The sequence below is a fragment of the Halalkalibacter okhensis genome (assembly GCF_000787375.1).
Lineage (GTDB): Bacteria > Bacillota > Bacilli > Bacillales > Bacillaceae_D > Halalkalibacter > Halalkalibacter okhensis.
The window spans coordinates 1-921 of record NZ_JRJU01000091.1 but is presented as its reverse complement, the minus strand read 5'-3'; the positions used below and the strand labels follow the sequence as shown (position 1 = coordinate 921).

Sequence of the window (921 nt, the reverse complement as noted above, 5' to 3'; positions counted from 1 at the left end):
TTATTAATTATGGAGGATTAGCTCAGCTGGGAGAGCACCTGCCTTACAAGCAGGGGGTCGGCGGTTCGATCCCGTCATCCTCCACCATATGCCGGCCTAGCTCAATTGGTAGAGCAACTGACTTGTAATCAGTAGGTTGGGGGTTCAAGTCCTCTGGCCGGCATCGTTTTAATCATAATGTTGAGAGCCATTAGCTCAGTTGGTAGAGCATCTGACTTTTAATCAGAGGGTCGAAGGTTCGAGTCCTTCATGGCTCACCATTTAAGATGTTTTTACAAAAACATCAATTATGCGGGTGTGGCGGAATTGGCAGACGCGCTAGACTTAGGATCTAGTGTCTTATGACGTGGGGGTTCGACTCCCTTCACCCGCATTATTTGCGGAAGTAGTTCAGTGGTAGAACACCACCTTGCCAAGGTGGGGGTCGCGAGTTCGAATCTCGTCTTCCGCTCTTTAATAACATATGCTTTTTATAAGTCCTGCCGGGGTGGTGGAATTGGCAGACACACAGGACTTAAAATCCTGCGGTAGGTGACTACCGTGCCGGTTCAAGTCCGGCCCTCGGCACCAAATTAATAAGCGCCCTTAGCTCAGCTGGATAGAGTGTTTGACTACGAATCAAAAGGTCGGGAGTTCGAATCTCTCAGGGCGCGCCATTTTTTATCATAAAACAGATCGTTAGATCAGATATAACGGGAAGTGGCTCAGCTTGGTAGAGCACCTGGTTTGGGACCAGGGGGTCGCAGGTTCAAATCCTGTCTTCCCGACCATTATTCCGGGGCCTTAGCTCAGCTGGGAGAGCGCCTGCCTTGCACGCAGGAGGTCAGCGGTTCGATCCCGCTAGGCTCCACCAAAATTCTTTCTTGACAAACTGACATTGGTTTGATAAGATATGAAAGTCGTCAAATTACGACACATTAG

Annotated in this window: 9 tRNA genes; all 9 read left to right on the top strand. The window is 49.3% G+C overall.

The features are described 5' to 3' along the window. Positions 1–11 precede the first annotated feature (11 nt). The 9 genes from LQ50_RS24125 (at position 12) to LQ50_RS24085 (ending at position 853) form a co-directional block, all read left to right on the top strand. Positions 12–87 (top strand) — tRNA-Val (locus LQ50_RS24125). A 3-nt stretch (positions 88–90) separates the two neighbouring features. Continuing rightward, positions 91–163: transfer RNA gene (locus LQ50_RS24120), tRNA-Thr, on the top strand. A gap of 21 nt (positions 164–184) precedes the next feature. Beyond that, positions 185–260, top strand: a tRNA-Lys gene (locus LQ50_RS24115). A gap of 31 nt (positions 261–291) precedes the next feature. After that, positions 292–373, top strand: a tRNA-Leu gene (locus LQ50_RS24110). Positions 374–379: 6 nt separating this feature from the next. Further along, positions 380–451, top strand: a tRNA-Gly gene (locus LQ50_RS24105). Between the two features lie 30 nt (positions 452–481). Then, positions 482–570 (top strand) — tRNA-Leu (locus LQ50_RS24100). A gap of 9 nt (positions 571–579) precedes the next feature. Next, a tRNA-Arg gene (locus LQ50_RS24095) sits at positions 580–656 on the top strand. A gap of 37 nt (positions 657–693) precedes the next feature. Further along, positions 694–770: transfer RNA gene (locus LQ50_RS24090), tRNA-Pro, on the top strand. 7 nt (positions 771–777) lie between these two features. After that, positions 778–853: transfer RNA gene (locus LQ50_RS24085), tRNA-Ala, on the top strand. Positions 854–921 lie beyond the last annotated feature (68 nt).